Origin of the sequence: Streptomyces sp. NP160 (genome assembly GCF_006335115.1) — a bacterium.
GTDB lineage: Bacteria > Actinomycetota > Actinomycetes > Actinomycetales > Quadrisphaeraceae > Quadrisphaera.
Genome location: NZ_VDMJ01000009.1, coordinates 127,339 through 147,496, shown reverse-complemented (window position 1 = coordinate 147,496; position 20,158 = coordinate 127,339). Strand labels below are relative to the sequence as shown.

At 76.6% G+C, this 20,158-nt stretch carries 20 protein-coding genes and 1 other RNA gene; 13 read left to right on the top strand and 8 right to left on the bottom strand.

Annotated features, from left to right (window positions below; translation table 11 throughout):
• Window positions 1-70: 70 nt before the first annotated feature.
• The 3 genes from smpB to FHN55_RS06920 all read left to right on the top strand — a co-directional run bounded on the left by smpB (window position 71) and on the right by FHN55_RS06920 (window position 2,601).
• Complete coding sequence (smpB, locus tag FHN55_RS06930; RefSeq protein WP_139711512.1) at window positions 71-613, top strand: SsrA-binding protein SmpB; 543 nt, start codon at window positions 71-73, stop codon at window positions 611-613.
• Between the two features lie 58 nt (window positions 614-671).
• Complete coding sequence (locus FHN55_RS06925; protein ID WP_139711510.1) at window positions 672-1,595, top strand: NADP-dependent oxidoreductase; 924 nt, start codon at window positions 672-674, stop codon at window positions 1,593-1,595.
• A gap of 328 nt (window positions 1,596-1,923) precedes the next feature.
• Window positions 1,924-2,601, top strand: coding sequence for an SPFH domain-containing protein (locus FHN55_RS06920; protein ID WP_218974416.1), 678 nt, complete (start codon window positions 1,924-1,926; stop codon window positions 2,599-2,601).
• 419 nt (window positions 2,602-3,020) lie between these two features.
• Here the strand turns inward: FHN55_RS06920 and FHN55_RS06915 are convergent, their stop codons facing one another.
• A complete protein-coding gene (locus tag FHN55_RS06915) occupies window positions 3,021-3,491 on the bottom strand; it encodes a DUF6992 family protein (RefSeq protein ID WP_139711508.1) in 471 nt (156 codons plus the stop codon).
• Between the two features lie 102 nt (window positions 3,492-3,593).
• On the opposite strand from FHN55_RS06915, the gene ssrA reads away from it, so the two are divergent.
• Window positions 3,594-3,965, top strand: a transfer-messenger RNA (tmRNA) gene (ssrA, locus tag FHN55_RS06910).
• Window positions 3,966-4,053: 88 nt separating this feature from the next.
• Here ssrA and FHN55_RS06905 read toward each other — a convergent pair.
• Window positions 4,054-4,566 carry a pyridoxamine 5'-phosphate oxidase family protein gene (locus FHN55_RS06905; RefSeq protein WP_139711506.1) on the bottom strand — a complete coding sequence of 171 codons (513 nt, stop codon included), beginning with the start codon at window positions 4,564-4,566 and terminating at the stop codon, window positions 4,054-4,056.
• On the opposite strand from FHN55_RS06905, the gene FHN55_RS22585 reads away from it, so the two are divergent.
• Together FHN55_RS22585 and FHN55_RS06900 are read left to right on the top strand one after the other, a co-directional pair.
• Window positions 4,565-4,975: a YchJ family protein gene (locus tag FHN55_RS22585; RefSeq protein WP_180357690.1), complete on the top strand. Its 411-nt coding sequence runs from the start codon at window positions 4,565-4,567 to the stop codon at window positions 4,973-4,975. The two genes, FHN55_RS06905 and FHN55_RS22585, sit on opposite strands and share 2 nt — an antisense overlap.
• On the top strand, window positions 4,945-5,949 hold the full coding sequence (locus tag FHN55_RS06900) for an endonuclease/exonuclease/phosphatase family protein (protein ID WP_180357689.1): 1,005 nt from the start codon (window positions 4,945-4,947) through the stop codon (window positions 5,947-5,949). Before FHN55_RS22585 ends, FHN55_RS06900 begins: the two co-directional genes overlap by 31 nt.
• An 18-nt stretch (window positions 5,950-5,967) precedes the next feature.
• Here FHN55_RS06900 and FHN55_RS06895 read toward each other — a convergent pair whose 3' ends face one another.
• Window positions 5,968-6,831: a hypothetical protein gene (locus tag FHN55_RS06895; RefSeq protein ID WP_139711503.1), complete on the bottom strand. Its 864-nt coding sequence runs from the start codon at window positions 6,829-6,831 to the stop codon at window positions 5,968-5,970.
• Window positions 6,828-8,660: a bifunctional lysylphosphatidylglycerol flippase/synthetase MprF gene (locus FHN55_RS06890; protein WP_257570766.1), complete on the bottom strand. Its 1,833-nt coding sequence runs from the start codon at window positions 8,658-8,660 to the stop codon at window positions 6,828-6,830. The genes FHN55_RS06895 and FHN55_RS06890 overlap by 4 nt, the downstream gene beginning before the upstream one ends.
• A 125-nt stretch (window positions 8,661-8,785) precedes the next feature.
• On the opposite strand from FHN55_RS06890, the gene FHN55_RS06885 reads away from it, so the two are divergent.
• A complete protein-coding gene (locus tag FHN55_RS06885; protein ID WP_139711500.1) occupies window positions 8,786-9,931 on the top strand; it encodes an esterase family protein in 1,146 nt (381 codons plus the stop codon).
• Here the strand turns inward: FHN55_RS06885 and FHN55_RS06880 are convergent.
• A complete protein-coding gene (locus FHN55_RS06880) occupies window positions 9,883-10,836 on the bottom strand; it encodes a DUF4349 domain-containing protein (protein ID WP_139711498.1) in 954 nt (317 codons plus the stop codon). The genes FHN55_RS06885 and FHN55_RS06880 overlap by 49 nt on opposite strands.
• A 163-nt stretch (window positions 10,837-10,999) precedes the next feature.
• On the opposite strand from FHN55_RS06880, the gene FHN55_RS06875 reads away from it, so the two are divergent.
• Window positions 11,000-11,749, top strand: a complete 750-nt coding sequence (locus tag FHN55_RS06875) for a ZIP family metal transporter (RefSeq protein ID WP_139711676.1) — start codon at window positions 11,000-11,002, stop codon at window positions 11,747-11,749.
• A gap of 12 nt (window positions 11,750-11,761) precedes the next feature.
• Here the strand turns inward: FHN55_RS06875 and FHN55_RS06870 are convergent, their stop codons facing one another.
• Window positions 11,762-12,430 (bottom strand): response regulator transcription factor, encoded by a 669-nt coding sequence (locus tag FHN55_RS06870; protein ID WP_139711497.1) that lies wholly within the window; start codon window positions 12,428-12,430, stop codon window positions 11,762-11,764.
• Window positions 12,427-13,629 carry a sensor histidine kinase gene (locus FHN55_RS06865; RefSeq protein WP_180357687.1) on the bottom strand — a complete coding sequence of 401 codons (1,203 nt, stop codon included), beginning with the start codon at window positions 13,627-13,629 and terminating at the stop codon, window positions 12,427-12,429. Before FHN55_RS06865 ends, FHN55_RS06870 begins: the two co-directional genes overlap by 4 nt.
• Before the next feature lie 128 nt (window positions 13,630-13,757).
• On the opposite strand from FHN55_RS06865, the gene FHN55_RS06860 reads away from it, so the two are divergent.
• Window positions 13,758-14,483, top strand: a complete 726-nt coding sequence (locus FHN55_RS06860) for a hypothetical protein (protein ID WP_139711493.1) — start codon at window positions 13,758-13,760, stop codon at window positions 14,481-14,483.
• Window positions 14,484-14,489: 6 nt separating this feature from the next.
• Here FHN55_RS06860 and FHN55_RS06855 read toward each other — a convergent pair whose 3' ends face one another.
• Window positions 14,490-15,101 (bottom strand): isochorismatase family protein, encoded by a 612-nt coding sequence (locus FHN55_RS06855; RefSeq protein WP_218974415.1) that lies wholly within the window; start codon window positions 15,099-15,101, stop codon window positions 14,490-14,492.
• Window positions 15,102-15,182: 81 nt separating this feature from the next.
• Here FHN55_RS06855 and FHN55_RS06850 point away from each other — a divergent pair, with 81 nt between their 5' ends.
• The 4 genes from FHN55_RS06850 to FHN55_RS06835 all read left to right on the top strand — a co-directional run bounded on the left by FHN55_RS06850 (window position 15,183) and on the right by FHN55_RS06835 (window position 20,126).
• Entirely contained in the window at window positions 15,183-17,600 is a 2,418-nt protein-coding gene (locus FHN55_RS06850; RefSeq protein ID WP_373995708.1) for a phosphoketolase, read from the top strand.
• Window positions 17,601-17,734: 134 nt separating this feature from the next.
• Complete coding sequence (locus tag FHN55_RS06845) at window positions 17,735-19,189, top strand: diguanylate cyclase (RefSeq protein ID WP_139711492.1); 1,455 nt, start codon at window positions 17,735-17,737, stop codon at window positions 19,187-19,189.
• Window positions 19,186-19,527: a VanZ family protein gene (locus FHN55_RS06840; RefSeq protein WP_139711491.1), complete on the top strand. Its 342-nt coding sequence runs from the start codon at window positions 19,186-19,188 to the stop codon at window positions 19,525-19,527. Before FHN55_RS06845 ends, FHN55_RS06840 begins: the two co-directional genes overlap by 4 nt.
• Window positions 19,528-19,577: 50 nt before the next feature.
• Window positions 19,578-20,126, top strand: a complete 549-nt coding sequence (locus tag FHN55_RS06835; protein WP_139711673.1) for a YqgE/AlgH family protein — start codon at window positions 19,578-19,580, stop codon at window positions 20,124-20,126.
• Window positions 20,127-20,158: the final 32 nt, after the last annotated feature.

The following is a 20,158-nucleotide window of genomic DNA, read 5'->3' as shown; positions in this document are numbered from 1 at the left end:
GCCATCGGCAGCCGTGGTGTCGCCCGATGACGGCCGAGAACCCGGTGGCGGGCTTCCGTAGACTGGACGGATGGCCGGACGAGGTGGGCGCGGGGAGTGGCACGCGCCGCAGACCAACAAGCCCGCTGCCGCCACCGGCCGTGACACCACCACGCGCACCGTGGTGGCCTCGAACCGCCGCGCGCGCTTCGACTACGCCATCGAGGACGTCTTCGAGGCGGGGCTCGTGCTCACCGGCACCGAGGTGAAGTCCCTGCGCCAGGGCCGTGCGTCGCTGGTGGACGGGTTCGCCGAGGTCGAGCGGGGCGAGGCGTGGCTGGAGGCCGTGCACATCCCCGAGTACACCGAGGGCACGTGGACCAACCACGAGCCGCGCCGCCGTCGCAAGCTGCTGCTGCACGCCGCGGAGATCGACAAGCTGGCGCAGGCCGCCGGCCAGTCCGGCTACACGCTCGTGCCGCTGCAGCTGTACTTCCGCGGCGGGCGGGCCAAGGTGGAGATCGGCGTGGCGAAGGGCAAGAAGACCTTCGACAAGCGCCAGGCGCTGCGCACCGCCACCGACGAGCGCGAGGCGCAGCGCGCCATGCGCAACCGCACCCGCATCGGCGAGTAGCGCTCCTCGTCCACCTCCGAGTCGCGGGGGAGCGGGGCGCGGCGCAGGGTGGTGAGCCGTGCGCGCTGTCTACCACTCGTCCTACGGCGGTCCCGAGGTGCTGGAGGTCGGCGAGCAGCCCGACCCCGTGGTCGGCCCCGACTCCGTGCTCGTCCGCGTGGAGTCCGCCGGGGTCAACCCCGTCGACTTCAAGATCGGCGCCGGGTACCTTCAGGGCGCCTTCCCGTCGTTCCTGCCGACCATCCCCGGGTGGGACGCCGCCGGCGTCGTCGAGGCCGTCGGCCCCGCGGTGCACGACCTGTCCCCCGGTGACGAGGTGCTCGGCTACCTCCGCAAGGACTTCGTCCGCGACGGCTGCTACGCCGAGCTCGTGGCCGGCAACCAGCGGCACTGGGCGCTGAAGCCGCCGTCGGTGAGCTGGAAGGCCGCCGGTGCGCTGCCGCTGGCCGGGCTCACCGCTCTGCAGTCGCTGGAGGCGGTGCGGGCCGGCTCGGGTGACACGGTGCTCGTGCACGCCGCGTCCGGCGGGGTCGGGCACCTCGCCGTCCAGATCGCCAAGGCCCGGGGCGCGCGGGTCATCGGGACGGCGAGCGAGGGCAACCACGACTTCGTCCGCTCCCTCGGCGCCGAGCCCGTGCTCTACGGCGACGGGCTCGTCGACGCCGTGCGCGCACTGGCGCCCGAGGGCGTCGACGCCGCCGTCGACTACATCGGCGGTGACGCGATCCGCCAGTCCGCGGAGCTCGCGAAGGACCCGGCGCGCACGGCGTCCAACGTCGACCCGCAGGCCGTGGCCGAGGCCGGCGGCGTCTACTGCTTCGTCGTCCCCCACGCTGAGCAGCTGGCGCAGCTGGCGGCCCTCGTGGCCGAGGGCGCGGTGCGCGTGGAGGTGCAGGAGGCGTTCCCGCTCGAGCGCGCCGCTGACGCGTGGAAGGCCCAGGTGGACGGCCACGTGCGCGGCAAGCTCGTGCTCACCCCTTGACCCTCCGCCGCGTCCGCGTCGGCCGCGGAAAACCCCTGGCCGGCGGGTCGCCGTCGTCGTCATGATGGTCGAGCTGCCCGACCAGCGGCGCCCCGGTGGATCACCGGTCGCGTCCCGCACCAGCGGGCAGCGCAGCACACGGATGCTGGCGCTCGTCACGCGCTGAGGCTCAGGACCTCTCTCACCGGACGGCGACCGGTGGCCCTGCCGCGCCCGCGAGGGGGCGGCGAGTTGTGCTCGGACCTGTGCGCCGTCGGCGCCCGTCCGGGCCGCTAGGCCCCGGTCGCCGTCGTGCTGCTCACGACGACGACGGACGGAGGCGAGCAGCGTGTTCACCAAGCACCAGGTGGTCCGGGAGGGCTGCAGGGCGGTGGTCCGCTACGACGGCCGCGTCGTCGCCGTCCTCGGTGCCGGACGGCACCGGCTGCGCGGCCGGTGGCACCGGCGCACGGTCGAGGTGGTCGACGTCCGCGACCAGCTGCTCGTCCTCACCGGTCAGGAGCTCGCTGCGGCTGATGTCCCGGGCGTGCGCGTCAGCGCGTCCGCCCGGTGGGCGGTCACCGACCCGGTCGCCTTCCTCGACGCGTCCGCGGACCCGGTCGCCGAGCTGCGGATGGCGCTGCAGCTGGCCGTGCGCGACTGGGCGGCGTCGGCTCCGCTGGCTGGGCTGCTCGCCGAGCGCCCGGCGGCGGCGCAGGTCCTGACGCCGCGCGTCGCCGCGGAGGCCGCCCGGCTGGGTGTCACCGTCGCCGAGGCGTCGGTCCGGGACGTCAGCGTGCCGGGGGAGCTGCGCCGGGCCCTGCTCGCCACGGCGACCGCGGTCCAGGAGGGCCAGGCCGCGCTCGAGCGGGCGCGCGGTGAGGTCGCGGCCACGCGGGCGCTCGCCAACGCGGCGCGGGTGCTGGCCGAGAACCCGGCGCTGCTGCAGCTGCGGACGGTCCAGGAGGCTGCGAAGGGGATGGGGTCCAAGGTCGTCGTCCGCGTCGGCGACCCGACCACCTCCTGACCCGCCCGCAGCGGTGCCCAGATGGCCCCATCGATGCGCAGATGGCCCCATCAATCCCACCGATGGGGCCATCTGCGCGCCCAAGGGGCCATCTGCGCGCCCAAGGGGCCATCTGCGTGGTCCCGTCACCGAGCTGGCCCCGCCCCCGGCCAGCAAACGGTGTCGATCATGCGCCTGCGCGCCAGGTCGCCGCGCTCGGTGGGGAGTCTGAGACCCGGTGTGCAGGCCGAGCGCCGCCTCAGGGCCTGTAGCCGGACCTCAGCCTGTCCAGTCCCCGGCTCCGGGGGCGTGCGATCGCGCTCCGCTGTCCGGGCCTTGGCGATCGATCGGCCGTTGGACCGGCAGCGGCCGACCGATCGCCACGATCACCGCGTGGGAGTGGCGCGCAGTTGCATGATCGTCCCGGTGCAGGGCAGTGGTCAGGAGCGGGACGGGCGCAGGCGGGCGACCGCCGCGGAGTCGATGACCAGCAGCGCCAGGCCCTGGACCACCACCGCCAGGCCGTGGCCGCGCAGGGCGGCGTCGCTGGTGCGTCGGCGGCCCGACCCGCTCCGCGCGCGCAGGCGCTGCGGCACGCGGTCCGGGCGCACCGCCAGTGCCGCCCCGACGCCCACGTACCCGACGTCGGCGGCGGTGTTGGCCAGCAGCAGCCTCCGCAGCCGACCCGCGGGTGCGGTCCCGCCGCGCGCGCTGGCCGCGAGCACCCCGGTGTCCACCGCCGCCCACAGCAGCGTCTGCAGGCCGAAGGCGCGCAGCAGCGGGTCCTCGCGCGACCGCCCCACCGCGATCGCGGCCGCACCGCCCACCGCGCTCACCCCGACCCACGCGCCGAGCGAGCGCTGCAGCTGCCGCTCGACCGCCACCACCTGACCGACCTCGTCGTCGTCCACCCCACCAGTCTGGGGCTGCGCGCCGACGTGTGCGGGAACAGGCGAGGTGCTCGGAGGCGTTGCACACCACGGAGCGCGTAGAGTGCTCTGCACAACTCCACAGGGGGTGCCAGGTCTCGACGTCGCATCGTCGAACCAGGGGAAGCGGGTCGAGAAGGCAAGGTCATCTCGTTAACGTTCCTTGCAAACCCATAGGTGCCGATTCCAAGAGCACCGACTTCGCTCTCGCTGCCTGATCAGCTGAGGTGAAAGTCCGTCGGCCCGGGAGTGCTCCCGGCCCGGGTACCGGCGTCAGCTAGGGGGCTCCACCACCGACCAGTGTCACCGGGGTCGGTGGGAAACCAAGGTGACTGGGCCCGTCAGCGCAACGTCCGTGTGAGCGCTGGGGCCGAGCAGAACGACTCACGGTCTGCACCCGGAGAAGCCCTGGGGGTACGACGGCGGACGCGGGTTCGATTCCCGCCACCTCCACTCGTCGCTCTCCAGAAGTCCCGAAGAGCGGCACCCCACCCCGTGAAGGGCCCGACCACCAGGTCGGGCCCTTCACACGTCACCGCCTGCGTCAGCCGAAGGTGAAGCGCGTGCAGTCGGTGGGGAACGAGAACCACGCCAGCGCCCGCCGCGGCACCAGCACGCGCAGGCCCCCGCCGTCCTCGCCCGCCCACGCGTCCGCGCCGGGGGAGTAGCCGGCGTCGTGGTACTTCACGAAGGCCCCCGCCAGCCGCGCGCCGAGTCCGTCGGCGTCGGCGCGGGCGGAACGCGACTCACCCTCGACCACCACCGCCTGCGCGCCGCTCTCCAGGTTGAGCGTGCACGCCGGGTTGGTGGCGAGGTTGCGGGCGTGGACGGTGGTGGGCGCACCGTCGTACCAGAACCGCCCGTCCACCCACACCCCCCAGCGGGGCACGACGTGCGGGCGCCCGTCGGGCCGCACGGTGGCCAGCCAGTAGTGCTGCGCGGCCACGAGCCGCTCCTCGACGGCGGCCCACTCCAGCACCCCGTCGGTGGTCTCGGGCAGCCCGTAGCCCTCGGGCATCGTCGGCCGCTCCGCGTGCGGCCCCACACTGGACGTCATGGCGGGCACCGTAGGGACGACCTCCGACACCCGCTGCCCGTGCGGGTCCGGTGACCGCTACGACGCGTGCTGCGGCCGGTTCCACCGCGGCGCGGCGGACGCCCCCACCGCGGAGGCGCTCATGCGCTCGCGGTACAGCGCGTTCGCGCTGCGGGACACGGCGTACCTGGCCCGCACCTGGCACGCCTCCACCAGGCCCGGGCCCGACGAGCTCCGCCTCGACGAGCAGCAGCGCTGGCTGCGCCTCGACGTGGTCGAGACCGCCGGCGGCGGTCCCTTCGACGACCAGGGCACCGTGCTCTTCGAGGCCCGCTGGCGCAGCGGCGCCGAACGCGGCGTGCTGCGGGAGCGCAGCCGCTTCGTGCGCGAGCAGCGCCGGTGGACCTACCTCGACGGCGAGCTGGCCTGAGCGCCTGGGCGGGCCGCTACGGGACCGCGGCGAGCCTGGCGCTGCTCGCCGTCGCCGTCCTGGGCGACTCCACCGCCGAGACCTACGCGATCGCGCTGGTGGCGTTCTGGTGGCTCCTGCCCGCCGTGCCGCTGCTGGCGGTGGCGCTGGCGAGGCAGTGGTGGCGGGGCGCGGCCGCGCTCGTGGCGCCGGCGGTGGTGGCGGCCAGCACGTGGGGGCCGCTGCTCTGGCCCGTGCCCCCGGGCGGCCCGGCCGACCTGCGCGTGGCCACTTACAACGCCACCCACGGCGCCGGCACCGACGGCGTGCTCGCCCTGGCCGCCCAGCACCACCCCGACGTCCTGCTGCTGCAGGAGCTGACGCCGCGGCAGGTGGGCGCGCTCGACCGGCAGCTGGCCGACGCCTACCCGTACCGCTCCTTCGGGCCGCTCGACGACCGGCAGCGCGACGGCGACGCCGTGCTCTCGCGCTTCCCCGTGACCGCCGTGGAGCCCGTCACGGGCCTGCCGGCCGGAGCGCGCCCGGCTGACCTGGTGCGGTTGGACGTCGAGGGCCGGCCGACGTCGGTGCTGTCGGTGCACCTCGCCAGCCCGTGCCTGCTCTGCGACGGGGACGCGGACGGCTACAACCCCGCCGGCGGCACCTCGCAGTCGGCGCGGGTGCGGGTGGCGGAGGCGCAGCGCTACGCCGACCTCGCGGCGCAGCGCCAGGCGCAGGGCGACCTGGTGGTGGTGGCGGGCGACATCAACTCCTCCGAGCTGAACCGGCCGCTGCGCGTGCTCACCGGGCAGGGCCTGGAGGACGTCCAGGCCGAGGTCGGGCGCCGCCCCCAGCTGACGCGCGGCCCGGGACCCGGCCTCGCGCGGGTCGACGTGGTGCTGGTGGCGGGCCTGGTCCCGCTGAGGACCTGGGAGGGCCGCCGGGGCCCGAGCACCCACTCCCCGGTCCTGGCCGACCTCGCGCTGCCGCGCTGACGCCGCCCCGGCGCGGGCTCAGCCGGGCGGGCCCGCGGCCGCCGCGGGGCGGGCGAGCTGCACGCACGCCACCAGGGCGAGCACCACGCCCACCACCACGGGCAGCGTCCAGCCGGCGCGGACGCCGTCACCGAGCAGCAGGAGCCCCGCGGCCCCGCCGACCACCACCTCGACCACCCACAGCGCCGCCGTGGCGAGCACGACGCCGTCCCCGGCCAGCGACCTGCCGTAGAGCAGCGTCCCGGCGACCCCGGCCACCACGACCGCCCACGTCGCCGGTTCCGCCAGCAGCCCGAGAGGGGTCGCGGGCTCCACGAGCCGCGCGCACAGCGCCGCCACGGAGTACCCGACGCCGGCCGCGGTCGACAGCACCAGCGCTCCGGTGCGGCCCGTGAGCCAGCGCCCGCCCCAGCTGGCCGGCACGGCCGCCAGCAGCGCGAGGACCACGGCCACCGCCAGGCACCAGCCCGCGGTCCCGGGCGGTGCCGGCTCGGGCCGGCCCGGCCGGGCGCCCCCGGCCACCAGCGCCAGCCCGACGACGGCGACGGCGACGGCCACCGCGCCGCTGCGTCCCAGCCTCACGCCCAGCACCCGGGCGCCGACCACGGCCGTGACCGCCAGGGAGCCGGCGAGCAGGGCCTGGACGGCGAACAGCGGGAGCGCGCGCAGCGCCACGAGCGAGACCAGCCACGCCGCGCCGTCCAGCACCACGCCCACGAGGTAGGCGGGCTGGCGCGCCAGGCCAGCGGCCGCGGCACCCGCCCCCGGCGCGGCGGCGGCCTCGGCGCGGCGCGCCCCGACGGCCTGCAGCACCGACGCCAGCCCGTACCCCGCGGCGGCCACGAGGGCCGCCGCCAGGCCCAGGGCCGCAGCGCCGCTCATCGCGGGGAAGCGCCGCCGCCGGGCGCGGCGTCGTCGTCCTCGTCCTCGTCCTCGGGGTCCTCGTCGCGCGAACGACCGGGCAGCCGCTCGAGCAGGGCGGTGCCCACGCCCTGCAGCTGCTCGCCGAGGCGGGGGATCGCCGAGACCAGCGGCAGCTCGCCGGTGAGTCCCTCGGCGCGGGCCATCGCCAGGCCGTCGGTGGCCAGCTGGGCGAGGTCGTCGACCACCACGTAGCGGGCGCGCCAGGCCGGGTCGTACTTGGCGTTGAAGCGCCACAGCGACTCCATCTGGGAGTGGCTGCCCAGGCGCGTGAGCACCTGGCGGGCGATCTCCGGCACGCGCCCCTCCTGCTCGCCGCTGACCACCGTGCGCAGCACCGCGAAGTTGAGCCCCAGGCCCTTCTGGCCGGCGTCGCGGACGTGCTCGGCGGTCGCGATGATCATCGCGTCGACGATGCCGGAGGGGAGGTCCTCGTCGGTGGAGCGGCGCATGACGTCGAGGGACCAGCCGTCGACGTCGGCGGCGGGCACCCACTGGATGAAGCCGACGAGGCGGCTGCCGCCGCCCTCGAGCGCCTGGTGCGCCAGCGTCAGCAGCAGGTCCGGGTCGACGGGCTCGGCCAGCCGCGACAGCGTCATGGAGAAGCCGCGCTCCGCCTCCCCGCGCCGGCTCTGCACGCTCAGGGCCGCCAGCTCGGCGCGCAGCTCCGGGGTGAGGGAGGCGGGGGAGTGGAAGCCGTAGGTGACGCCGGCGCGGCCGACGCGGTTGAACGCCTGGCGCAGCGACTTCATGTGGCCGCCCTGCAGCGTGAAGGTGCGGCAGTCGAGCACGGCCTCGTCGCCGAGGTACACCCCGCGCATGCCGGTGCGCTCGTAGACCGGCAGCCAGGTCTCCGAGGCCCCGATCACCAGCACGGTCCAGCCGTTGCGCTCGGCGTACTCGCGGAAGTCGGCCCAGACGGCCTCCCGCTCCTCGGGAGGCCCCACCGGGTCGGGGGAGACCAGACAGACGTCGCCGCGCACCGAGTGCGCCACCACGGAGGAGCCGGAGAAGAACCAGTCCTTGTCGTCCCGGAGCGCGAAGTAGGCCAGCGTGTCACCGCCCCAGCGGGCGACCACGTGGCGGGCGCGCTCGCGCTCGCGGTCGTGGTCGTGCCGGGACAGCCGCGGGGCGCGGCGCGGCGCGAACAGGAGCCACAGCGCGGAGCAGACCAGGCCCACGCCCACCACGGGCAGCACGCGGCTGGAGGCCGGACCCAGCCCGGGGACGACGCCCGCGGGCACACCCACTCGCCGCGCCTCCTCCACGCCGACGAGACGACCGGCGGCCTCGCGGGCCGTCTCCCCGAACTGGTGGTGGTGGCGGTGCCCGCCGAAGCTCACCGCGATCGCGGCGGCCACGAGGACGGCCACCAGGGCACCGCCGATGCTCAGCCCCACCGCCCTCACGGCCACGGCTCGGCTGGGCAGCACGGGGAAGGCGCGCCGCTGGGTCGCCAGGTAGCCGCCGACGGCTGCCGTGATGACGGCTTCCTCCACGTCGATGCCCTTGACCAGGTGCAGCACCGTCAGCACTGCCAGCAGGGCCAGCGCCGCCACCCAGGCCAGGCGGCTGCCGCGCCGCAGCCCGCGGGCCACCACGAGCAGGGTGCAGCCGGCGAGGGCCGTCACCCCGGCCGCGGTGGCGGGCACGAGGAACGGCGTCAGCCCGATGAGCGTCTCCAGGCGGTCGCGCAGCGGCGGCAGGACGGCCGACAGCAGGGCCAGCGCTCCCACCGCCGCGGTCAGGAGCGCTGCGACGCGGCGTCGGCGGTCTCGGCGCACGAGCATGTCCACGAGAGGGAATCTTGAACCACACCCGTGACGGGGGGCTGAAGGGCGGCCGCCAGAACACCCAGGTGTCGTACAGGTGGTTGCCGAGCGCACCCGGTGCGCGCAGCGCATGATGATCGGCGATGGTCCAGGACGCGCTGCCGGACGCGGTGCTGCAGCAGCTGCAGCACCGCGAGGGCCTCCTGGGCACCTGGTGGCCGGCGGCGGTGCTCGCCGCGCTGGCGCTGGGCCTGGTGCTGCTCGGCGTCCGGCTGCGGTCGCGGGGGCGCCGGCACTGGCTGCCGGGCGTGGCCGCCGCGGTGGCCCTCGCCGCGGCGGTGGCCGCCGGCGTCAACGCGTGGACCGGCTACCTGCCCTCGGCGCAGGCGGTGGAGGCGCTCGCCAGCGGCCGGGTGCCCGACACCGACGGCACGGTCACGCAGGTCTCGGTGCCGCTGCGGGCCGGGTCGGGGCTGGAGCCCAGCCAGACGTGGGTGTACACGCCACCGGGGTACGACGGCGGCGGTGCCGGCGCGTCGGGCGGCACGCGCTACCCCGTGGTCTACCTCTTCCACGGCGAGCCGGGCTCCTCCGCGGACTGGTTCACCGCCGGGGACGTCGCCCACACCGCCGACGTGCTCATCCACGACGGGCTCATCCCGCCCGTCGTGCTCGTGGCCCCCGACCTCACCGCGCCGGACACCGACGACACCGAGTGCCTCGACAGCACCCGGCCGGGCGGCCCGCAGGTCGAGACGCACGTCCTCGACGTCGTCTCCTACGTCGACGCCCACTACGCCACCCGGGCCGACCCGGAGCACCGCGTGGACGCGGGCATGTCCATGGGCGCCTACTGCGCCGTCGACCTGGGCCTGCGCCACCAGGACGTCTTCGGCGCGATCATCGGCCTGGAGGCCTTCGGCAACCCGGGCCGGGGCGGGCGCGAAGCCCTCACCTCCGAGGCGCAGTACCGGGCCGTCTCCCCGGACCGCTACCTGCCGCAGCTGACGATGACCCGCAGGACGCCGGTGTACCTGGGCACCGCGCAGGACGGCGACCCGGTCTCGGCGCGCGAGACCTCGCGGCTGGTCGCCGAGCTGGAGGCGAAGGGCCTGCCGGTCCAGCACGACGTCGAGGCCGGGCAGCAGCACGACTGGGACTTCGCGGCCCTCGGCATCGCCCACGGCCTCGTGTGGACGTTCGACCAGCTGGGCCTCGCGCCGGCGCGGGGCCAGGCGGGTCAGGGTGCTTCGTCGCCGTCCGCCCCCGCGGGCACCGCGGCCCCCTGACCGCGGCGCTGCAGGCGCCGCGCGAGCCGTCCCACCCCCAGCACCGCGGCGCCGAGCAGCGCCGCCAGCACGAGCCAGGGCAGGAGCACGCCCGCCACCACGAGGGCCGCGCCGAGCGTCGAGACCAGGGACCGCCACCCGGACCCCAGCCCGTCCGCGAAGTCGCTCGGACCCGCCTCCGGCGCTGCGGCGCGCCCCTGGACGGACAGCGTGAGCGTGGCCATCTGCACCTGTCCGGCCAGCAGGGAGCGCTGCTGCACCAGCGAGTCGAGCTCGGCCTGGCGCTGTGTGAGGGCGCTCTCGGCGGCCACCAGCGCGTCGGTGCTGGATGCTCCCGCGAGCAGCTGCGTCAGCCGGTCCGTGGAGGTGCGCAGGGCGGCGATCCGCGCGTCGAGGTCGGTGGCCTGGGCGGTGACGTCGGTGGCGCTGACCGTCACGTCGCTCACCGCGCCGAAGCGCTCCAGCCCGTCCACGGTGGTGCTCAGCCGGTCCGCGGGCACCCGCAGCACCAGGCTGGCGGAGGCCGGGCCGCCCTCGGGGGTCTGCACCGCGCGCTCCTCCACGCGGCCGCCCGCACCCTCCACCAGCACGGCGATGCGGCCGGTGGTGGCGGCGACGTCGTCCGCGACCAGGCTCGCCGACGCGGTGGTGATGACCTGCCGCGCGGCGTCGGCAGCCAGCTCCCCGCCCGCCCCCGCGCCCGGGGCGGCGGCGGCCGCGGCGGCTCCGCCCGCGTCGCCCCCGCCGGACGTGCCGACGTCACCGACGGCGCCGGCGGCGGGGGCCGCCTCACCCCCGGCGCCGGAGCCCGCCGAGCCGCCGCCCGCGGTGCAGCCGGACAGGGCGATGGCGGCGGCCGCGCCGAGCGCGACCACACCGGACAGGGGAGCGCTGCGCCTGGTCATGCCCGCAGGACGCCGCTGGCGCAGCGGCCCGTTGCACCGCCGCGGACGCCGTGACGCGATCGTGACCGCCACCTCGACCTGCGGTCCGGGCGCGGCGTGCCTAGCGTCGCGGGTGTCGTCGCTCGAGACCCCGGGCCGTGGGACGGGTGACGGGAGCGGTGCGGTGCCGGTGTGGCTGGAAGCTGGGGCGTGGGGGCTGGTCGGAGGGCTGGCCCTGGTGCTGGGGGCCGCGGTGGCGTGGTTCGTCCCGGTGCCGCGCTGGGTGGTCGCGTCGGTGATGGCCTTCGGTGCCGGTGTGCTCATCTCGGCGCTGGCCTTCGAGCTGGTCGACGAGGCCGAGCGCTCCGGAGGCCTGGCCGCCACCGCGGGCGGGTTCCTCGGCGGGGCGGTCGTCTACGTGGCCGCGAACGCCCTGCTGGCCAGGCTGGGCGCCCGACACCGCAAGCGCTCGGGTGACGAGCAGCCGAGCGAGGACGAGGACTCCGGCAGCGGTGCCGCCATCGCCGTCGGTGCCCTGCTGGACGGCGTCCCGGAGTCGGTGGTGCTGGGCCTGTCGCTGCTCAGCGGTGGTGGCGTGGGCGTGGGCGTGCTCGCAGCGGTGTTCATCTCGAACGTCCCTGAGGGCCTGTCCAGCGCGGCGGGCATGCGCCGCGCCGGGCGCAGCGCCCGCTACGTCTTCGGCGTGTGGGGAGGCATCGCGCTGGCCAGCGGCCTGGCGGCGATGCTGGGGGCGCTGCTGCTGGACGGCGCCCCGGCCCAGCTCGTCGCGGTCATCACCGCCGTCGCCGCCGGTGCGATCCTCGCGATGGTGGCCGACACCATGGTCCCGGAGGCGTTCGAGCGCACGCACCTGCTCACGGGCCTCATCACCGCGCTCGGCTTCCTCCTGGCCTTCACCGTCTCCCGCGCCTGAGGCCCGGCAGCCCTAGCTGGGCCCGCCGGGGCGCACCAGCCCGGACTCGTAGGCGGCCACCACCGCCTGCGAGCGGCTCACCAGGCCCAGCTTGGCCAGCACGCTGGAGACGTGGCTCTTCACCGTCGCCTCCCCGACGCCGAGGTGCGCGGCGATCTCGGCGTTCGACCGGCCCGTGGCCACCAGGCGCAGCACCTCCGTCTCCCGCGGCGTCAGCCCGGCCCGCTCCACCGGGCCCCTGCCCCCGGGGCGCGGTGGCGGTGGTGCCAGCGCCTCGACCAGCCGGCGGGTGACCGACGGCGCCAGCAGGCAGACGCCCTCCGCCGCGGTGCGCAGCGCCGCGACCAGCTGCTGCTCGGGAGCGTCCTTGAGCAGGAACCCGCTCGCGCCGGCGCGCAGCGCCGCGTAGGCGTGCTCGTCCAGGTCGAACGTGGTCACCACCACCACCGCTGGCGCCGGGTCGAGCCTGACGATCCTCCGCGTCGCCTCCACGCCGTCGACGCGCGGCATGCGGACGTCCATGAGGACGACGTCTGGCCGCAGCGCCCGTGCCGCCGCCACGGCCTCGGCCCCGTCCGCGGCCTCGCCCACCACCTCCACCCCCGGCTCGGTGGACAGCACCATGCGGAACCCCGCGCGCACCAGCCGCTCGTCGTCCACCACGAGCACCCGGAGCGTCACCGGGCCACCGCCCCGTCGACGCCGGGCAGCACGGAGGGCGCGCCCGTGGGGAGCGCTGCCCGCAGGCGCCACCCGCCCTCGGACGTCGGGCCGGCTGCCAGCTCCCCGCCGAAGAGCTCCACGCGCTCGCGCACGCCGAGCAGGCCCGCACCACCCGGCACTCCCGGGACCAGAGGCGTCGGGCCGGTCCCCGCGGGCCCACCCGGCGGGGCGTCGAGCACCTCGACGACGACGACGTCCGGCTGCGCGCGCACGGACAGGTGGACGGCGTGGCCGGGAGCGTGCCGCAGGGCGTTCGTCAGTCCCTCCTGCGCGATGCGGTGCACCGTGACGCCCAGGGCGCCGGCGGGCAGCGACGCGGGGTCGGGCAGGTCGGCGCTCACCCGGGCACCGGTGGCGCGCACCGAGGCCACCAGCGCCCGCAGCTCACCGGGACCTGGGTGCGGAGCCGAGCCGTCCCCTCCGCCGGGGCGCAGCACCCCCACGAGCAGCCGCATCTCCGCCAGGGCGCGTCCGGCTGCGCGCTCGACCTCGTCGAGGGCCTGCGCGGCGGTGGCCGGGTCCGTGGGCAGCACGCGCCGCGCGCCACGGGCCTGCAGGACCACCACGCTGAGGGCGTGCCCGACCACGTCGTGCAGCTCCCGGGCCATCCGGGCCCGCTCCTCGGCCAGGGCCGCGTCGGCCCTCTCCCGGGCCCGGCGCTCGTCGCGGGCCCGCTCCTCGGCCCGGGCGCGCGAGGTGCGGTGGCGGCGCAGCACCGCCCCGAGGGTCGCGGCGGAGCCGGCGAAGACGCCGTTGGACACCGCGCCGCCCAGCCCGAACCTGCCGTCCAGGAACCCCTGCGCCACCACGAGCGCCACCACGGACCCCGCCGCGAGCGCGGCGCGGCCGGGGCTGCGGGCCACCAGCACAGCGAGCAGGGGCGCGAGCACCACCGCCGACAGCGCCAGGGCGAAGGTGTTGGAGACCGGCAGCAGCAGCGGTTCGGCGGCCCAGGCGCCGGCGGCGACCACCGGGGCCACCGGTGCCCGGCGGGCCAGGGCCAGGGGAGCGGTGGCCAGCAGGGCCACGACGGCGTTGCCCGGTTCCAGGGGGCCGGGGTCGGCGCTGTGGGGCAGGTGCAGCTCCGCCTGGGCGGCCGCCGCCAGCGCGAGCGGCAGGGCGACCTCCCACCGCCGCACCACCGCCGCCCCGGGCACCGCGGAACGGTAGGCCCGTGGGGGCTGCGGCGTCATCCGTCGAAGGGAGGAGGCGCCTCCCGCGCGCGGCGGGTCCGCGGGGCACCCGCCGTCCCTAGCGTCCGGGCTCCACCGACAGGGAGGCCCGCATGACCCGCACCCAGCAGTCCCCGAGGAGCTCCACCACCGCCGCAGGCAGTGCTGGCGGTCCGGCTGGCGGTCCGGCCGCCGGGAGGCCGCTGCGGCGCACCCGCCTGGCGGGCGCGTCCCTCGTCATCGGCGCGGCCCTGCTCGTCGCGGTGGGCCTCCTCGACCCCGAGGTCACCGGCGACGGTGCGGCCGGCGCCCTGGCCGCCGCGCAGGCCGCGCCCGGGCGCTGGACCGCGTGGGGCCTCGCGCTCGCGGCGACCGGGCTGGTGCTCCTGCCCGCCGTGGCGGCCCTCGGCGGGGCTGCCGCGAGGTCAGGCCGGCGCGCCGGGCTGGCGGTGACCGGTGCGGTCATGACCGGCGCTGGGACGGTGGGCATGGTCGCCGTCGGCCTGGGCGAGCTCGACCTGGTGGCGCTGGCTTCAGCCGGTCTGCCCGACGGCGCCGCGCTCGCCGCTGCGGAGGCGGTGGAGTCCTCGCCGGGGGTCGCGGTCGGGTTCCTGCTGCTGCTGGCCGGCTGGTACGTCGGCAGGCCCCTGCTGCTGTGGGGCCTGTGGCGCGCCCGGGTCGTCCCGCTGTGGGTGCCTGCCACCGGGACCGCGGCCGCGGTGGGGTCGTGGCTGGCCAGCGGCTGGCCCAACCCCTGGGAGGCGGTCTTCGCGGTGGTCGCCGCCGCGGCGCTGGTCGGATGCGCCCCGGTGCTCCTGCGCGACCGCCGGGAGGCCTGAGGTCCCTCAGAGCACCTCGACGCCGGCGGAGCGCATCTCGGCGACCGCGCGCTCGTCGTCGCCGTCGGCGAGCTGCACGAAGCGGGTCAGCTCCAGCGGCACCCGGACCGCCAGCCCGCGGACGGCGCCGTCGAGGGCCGTGGCCTTGACGCAGTAGTCGCCGGCGAGCCCGACGACGACGATCCGCTCCACCCCGTGCGCGTCGAGCAGGTCTCCCAGCACGGTGGCCTCGCGGCGCCCGGAGGCGAGGTCCAGCTCCGAGAAGCCGGAGTAGCCGTCCTCCGCGCCGGTGCCCTTGCGCACCCGCGGTGCGGCCTCCGGCACGACCAGGTCGGGGTGGAGCTCCGCGCCCGGGGTGCCGGCGACGCAGTGCACCGGCCAGATCCCGCCGTCGGCGGCGAAGTGGGGGGTGTGCTCGGGGTGCCAGTCCTGCGTGAACACCACAGGTGACCCAGCGGCGACCGCGGACTCCACCTCGGCGTTCACCAGCGGGACGACGTCCTCACCGCCCCGCACGTACAGGGATCCGGCCGGGTCGGCGAAGTCGACCTGGACGTCCACCACCACCAGCGCGGTGCCCGGTCCGTACGCGAAGCGCTCCTGCGCTGCAGCCGTCACGGACCCAGCCTGTCCCACGGCGTGAGGACCCCGCCAGCGGGTAGGTGGGGGAGCGTGACCGACCTCGCCACGCGCCCCGCCGTGCCCGTCGTCCCCGGGGGCGACCTCGTCCCCGACGTCCTGGACGAGGCGGCGCTGGCCGCCGTCGACCACTGGTGGCGGGCGGCGAACTACCTGTCGGTCGGCCAGATCTACCTGCAGGCCGACCCGCTGCAGCGCGAGCCGCTCAGCTCCGACCACGTCAAGGCGCGCCTGCTCGGGCACTGGGGCACCACCCCGGGGCTGAACTTCGTCTGGAGCCACGTCAACCGCGCCATCCGCGACCGCGACACCGAGGCCCTCTTCGTGGCCGGACCCGGTCACGGCGGGCCGGCGGTGGTCGCCAACGCCTGGCTGGAGGGGGCGTGGACGGAGGCCTACCCCGACGTCGACCAGACCGAGGAGGGGATGCGCCGGCTGTTCAAGCAGTTCTCCTTCCCCGGCGGCATCCCCAGCCACGCCGCGGCCGACGTTCCGGGGTCCATCCACGAGGGCGGTGAGCTGGGGTACGCCCTCGTGCACGCCACCGGAGCCGTCTTCGACGACCCCGGCCTCGTGGCGGTCTGCGTCATCGGCGACGGCGAGGCCGAGACCGGCCCGCTGGCGGCCTCGTGGCACGCCAACAAGTTCCTCGACGCCGCTCGTGACGGCGCCGTGCTGCCCGTGCTGCACCTCAACGGCTACAAGATCGCCAACCCGACGGTGCTCGACCGCATGGACGACGACGAGCTCGAGCAGTACCTGCGGGGCACCGGCTGGGACCCGCTGTGGGTCTCGGGCCCCGGCGACGGCGAGGACGCCACCGCCGTCCACCAGCGCATGGCGTGGGCCCTGGACACCGCCCTCGACACCATCGCCGAGAACCAGCGAGCCGCCCGCGAGCACGCCGCCGCGCACGACGGCGACCCGGGCGACCGGCCCCGCTGGCCCGTGCTCGTGCTGCGCACCCCCAAGGGCTGGACCGGCCCGCACGACGTCGACGGCCAGCCCGTGGCCGGCACCTGGCGCGCGCACCAGGTGCCGCTGTCCGAGGTGCGCTCCGACGAGGGGCACCGCGAGCAGCTGCGCGCCTGGCTGGAGTCCTACCGGGCCTCGGAGCTCTTCGGCCACGACGGCGCCCCCACCGAGGCGGTGCTGGCCAACCGCCCGCGCGACGAGCGGCGCATGAGCGCCAACCCGCGCACCAACGGCGGCCTGGTCAAGAAGCCCCTGCGCCTGCCGGACTTCCGCTCCTACGGCGTGGACGTGCCGCGTCCGGGGGAGCAGATGCACAGCCCCACCTCCGTCTTCGGCGACTGGCTGCGCGACGTCATGGCCGCCAACCCCGAGACCTTCCGCCTCTTCGGCCCCGACGAGGTGGCCAGCAACCGCCTGCAGGCCGTCTTCGACGTCACCGACCGCCAGCTCGCCGACGGCCCCCAGGACGGCGACAGCCACGTCCAGCGGAACGGGCGGGTCATGGAGGTGCTCTCCGAGCACCTGTGCCAGGGCTGGCTCGAGGGCTACCTGCTCACCGGGCGCCACGGCCTGTTCACCAGCTACGAGGCGTTCATCCACATCGTCGACTCGATGGTCAACCAGCACGCCAAGTGGCTGAAGACCACGCGCCAGCTGCCCTGGCGGCGCCCGCTCGCCTCCCTGAACTACCTGCTGAGCAGCCACGTCTGGCGCCAGGACCACAACGGCTTCTCCCACCAGGACCCGGGCTTCATCGACCACGTGGTCACCAAGAAGGCCGAGATCACGCGGGTCTACCTGCCTCCGGACGCGAACACGCTGCTCTCGACGATGGACCACGTGCTGCGCAGCGAGCACTACGTCAACGTCGTCGTCGCCGGCAAGCAGCAGGCCCTCGACTACCTCACCGTCGACGAGGCCGTGGCCCACTGCACCCGCGGGCTCGGCCGGTGGGCGTGGGCGTCGAACGACGACGACGTCGAGCCCGACGTCGTCATCGCCTGCGCCGGCGACATCCCCACCCAGGAGGCGCTCGCGGCGACGGCGATCCTGCGGCAGCGGCTGCCGGAGCTGAAGGTGCGCTTCGTCAACGTGGTGGACCTCATGCGGCTGCAGCCCTCCTCGGAGCACCCGCACGGCATGCCCGACCGCGAGTTCGACGCGCTGTTCACCACCGACCGACCGGTGCTGTTCGCCTTCCACGGCTACCCGACGCTCGTGCACCGGCTCACCTACCGGCGCACCGGCCACCACAACCTGCACGTGCGGGGCTTCATCGAGGAGGGCACCACCACCACGCCGTTCGACATGGTCCACCGCAACGACCTGGACCGGTTCCGGCTCGTCATGGACGTCATCGACCGGGTGCCGGGGCTCGGCGTCCGGCACGCCGGGCTGCGGCAGGAGATGGCCGACGCGCGGCTGGCGGCCCGGGCGCACGCGTACGAGACCGGGGAGGACCCGGAAGAGATCAGCGGGTTCCGCTGGGACCCGTCTCTCTGACCTATGGTGACCGGGTGGTTGCTCTGCGTGCGTGGGGGATGCCCGGCGGCCGTGAGGTGCCTGCGACCTGCGAGATACTCCCGGACCGGGGGGCGCGCAGCCCTGCCGTGGTCGAGGGCTGGCAGGAGGCCGGAGTGGACGGGAGCAGCGCATCCGCCGGCGCGCTCGCCGCGTCCGTCGGCGCGGACGACGTCCTCCTGCTGCGCCCCGGACCCGACGGCCGCTGGCGCCACGAGGCCGGGCTCGGCGCCGGGGCGCGGGCCGGGGGCGGCGACGCCGGCGCGGACGGGGGCGAGGACCACCTCGTGGCCCGGGCGCTCCGCAGCGGCGCGGTGGTCAGGGTCCTCTCGGTGGAGCCGGCCGTCGTGGCCGCGGGCCACCGCGCCGCCACAGCGGCGCTGGTGGCGTGCGGTGACGACGCCGTCGTGGTCCTCGCCTCGGCCGCCCGCAGCGAGCGCTTGCTCGCCAGCTCCGACGAGGCCCTCCGCGACACCGCCCGCCACCTGGTGATGGCCCTCGCGGAGCACCCCGCGCCACCCGGGCCGCCGGAGCTGCGCGAGGACGGTGCGCCGGTGTCCACGGGAGCCGTGGACGGGCCCGTGGTCGACGAGCTGCGCGCGCTCCACGCCGTGCAGGAGCTCACCGGGGCGCTGCGCCGCCCGCCCGCGGAGGCGGTCGAGCGGGTGGCGCACGTGCTGCTCGACGCCCTCGGCTGCCGCCTGGCGGCGGTGTGGCTCGACGGCGGACCTGCCGCCGTGGTGCGCAGCGCGCGCCCGCCCGCGGGCCACGACGCGCGCAGCCCGTTCGAGCAGGCCGACGACGCCGCCGTGCTCGCGGCGGCGCAGGCCGCGGGGGGTGGCGCGCCGCTGCGCCCCGAGGACGGCGCGGTGGCCGCCCTCGTGCTGCCGCTGGGCGGAGCGGACCACCCCGCGGGCCCCACGGGCGGGGTGCTGGCGGTGCGCGCCGGGACCGGTGCCCAGCCGTTCAGCCCGCTGCGCCGCCGCATCGCCACCCAGCTCGTCCACACCGCCGGCACCGTGCTGGCGGTGGTGCTGGCCCGGCAGAAGGTCGAGCAGCAGCTGTCCGACACCCGGCTGCAGCTGGGGCGCGACGCCCTCACCGACGTCGGCAGCCGCCACCGGTGGGACTCCGAGCTCGCCGCGGCGCAGGGCCTCGTCGACGCCGGGGTGCCGGTGGCGGTGGCCCTGCTCGACCTCGACGACCTCAAGCGCGTCAACGACGCCCACGGCCACGCCGCCGGCGACGAGCTGCTCCGCACCTGCGGCGCCGCCCTGCGCGCGTGCCTGCGCGACAGCTCCGACGTGGTGGCGCGCGTGGGCGGTGACGAGTTCGCCGTGCTCGTGCCCCGCGTCGGAGACGTCGACGCGCTGGTGGCCCGCCTCCGCGCGGGGGTGGAGGCCGCGCGCACCGCGGACGGCCTGCCGCTGCGCGTCTCCGTGGGGGCCGCCCGCGCCGAGCCGGGACGGACCGTGGCCGAGGCGGTGGCCGCCGCCGACGCGGCCATGTACGAGGACAAGCGCCGCCGCCGCGCCCAGCGCGCGCGCTCCGGAGAGCGCTCCGGGCGGTGAGGGCCCGGCTGCTCTTCGCCGCGGCGGTGCTGGTGCAGCTGGTGGTGCTCTACGCACCGCGCGCGCCGTCCACCGACCAGGTGCCCCTGGTGGGGCCGGTGGTCGACAAGCTGGTCCACCTGTCGGTCTTCGCCCTGGTCGCGTGGACCGGGCGCCGCGCCGGGGCGCCGGTGCGCGTGCTCGTCGTCGTCCTGCTCGCCCACGCGGTGGTCTCGGAGCTGCTGCAGCACTGGGTGCTCCCGAACCGCAGCGGGGACCCCCTCGACGCCCTCGCCGACGCCGCCGGCGTGCTGGTGGGGCTGCTGCTCCCGGTGAGACGGGGCAGACTGGTCGCGTGACGCTCGGGAGGGGCGAGGAGAAGGCCGGAGCCGGGGTCGACGGGTGGTCGATGACCGGCAGGCTCCTCGTGGCCACGCCCGCCCTGACCGGTGAGGAGTTCCGCCGCAGCGTCGTCCTGCTGCTGGACCACACCGCTGACGGCGGCGCGTTCGGCGTGGTGGTGAACCGCCCGACGACGACGGCGGTGGACGCCGTCCTGCCGGACTGGCAGCCGTACACCACCGCCCCCGGCCGGCTGTTCCGCGGCGGCCCGGTGGGCCTCGACTCGGCCCTGGGGCTGGTGCGGGCCCCCGGGGACGACGCCGAGCCGCTCGGCGTGCGCCGCATCGTCGGCTCGGTGGGGGTCGTGGACCTGGACGCGCCGCCCGAGGTGGTCGCGCCCGGCGTGGCCGGTCTGCGGATCTTCGCGGGCTACGCGGGCTGGAGCGCGGGCCAGCTCGAGCAGGAGGTCGAGGAGGGCTCCTGGTACGTCGTGGACGGCGAGGTCGGTGACGCCTTCACCGCCGCCCCGCAGGACCTGTGGGCGGCCGTGCTGCGCCGGCAGGGCGGCCGGCTGGCCTGGGTGGCGTCCTACCCGTCGGACCCCTCGCTCAACTGACGGGGCGCGCCGTCGCGCGGTGTCGTTGCGGC